Here is a 933-nt window from a genome sequence, read left to right on the forward strand (position 1 = left end):
GCGAAGCGGCGACCGAGACGGTCTGGTTTCCGGTGCGCGAGAAGGTGGGCGCGACCGATTTTCTCGGCTACGAGACGGAAGAGGCGGAAGGTCTGATCCAGGCGCTGGTCAAGGACGGCAAGACTGTCGACAGCGCCGGTCAAGGCGACGCCGTTGCCGTGATCGTCAACCAGACGCCGTTCTATGGCGAATCCGGCGGCCAGATGGGCGATACCGGCATAATCTTAGGCGACGGCTTCTCGATCGAGATCACCGACACGCAAAAGAAGGCCGACGGCCTGTTCGTGCATTTGGGCAAGGTGACGCGCGGCACGGTCAAAACCAGCGCCGCGGTCGAGCTCAAGGTCGACCATGCGCGCCGCTCCAGGTTGCGCGCCAACCATTCGGCGACGCACCTCATCCACGAGGCGCTGCGCGAGGTGCTGGGCACCCATGTCGCCCAGAAGGGCTCGCTGGTCGCGCCCGAACGGCTGCGCTTCGACATTTCGCACAACAAGCCGATCTCACCGGAAGAGCTCGAGGATGTCGAGCGCATGGCGAACGAGATCGTCGTGCAGAACAGCCCAGTGACGACGCGCCTGATGTCGGTCGACGATGCGATCGCCGAGGGCGCCATGGCGCTGTTCGGCGAGAAATACGGCGACGAAGTGCGCGTGGTGTCGATGGGAACTGGGTTGCATGGCGCCAGGGCCAACCGGCCTTATTCGGTCGAGCTCTGCGGCGGCACGCATGTCCGTTCGACCGGCGATATCGGCCTGGTGCGCATCCTGTCGGACAGCGCAGTCGCGGCCGGCGTGCGCCGCATCGAGGCGCTGACCGGCGAGGCGGCGCGCAGGCACCTCGACGAACAGGACAGACGCCTGAAGGCGGCTGCCGCGACCCTGAAGATCTCGCCGGCCGATGTGCCGGCCCGCGTCGAGACGCTGCTCGAGG

Annotated in this window: 1 protein-coding gene; it reads left to right on the forward strand. The window is 66.3% G+C overall.

Going from position 1 to position 933, the window contains the following annotated elements; all coding sequences use genetic code 11:
- On the forward strand, positions 1-933 hold a 933-nt coding region (locus EOA29_RS37810; protein WP_245468759.1), incomplete at both ends, for an alanine--tRNA ligase-related protein.

The organism is Mesorhizobium sp. M1E.F.Ca.ET.063.01.1.1, assembly GCF_003998155.1.
Classification (GTDB): Bacteria; Pseudomonadota; Alphaproteobacteria; order Rhizobiales; family Rhizobiaceae; genus Mesorhizobium.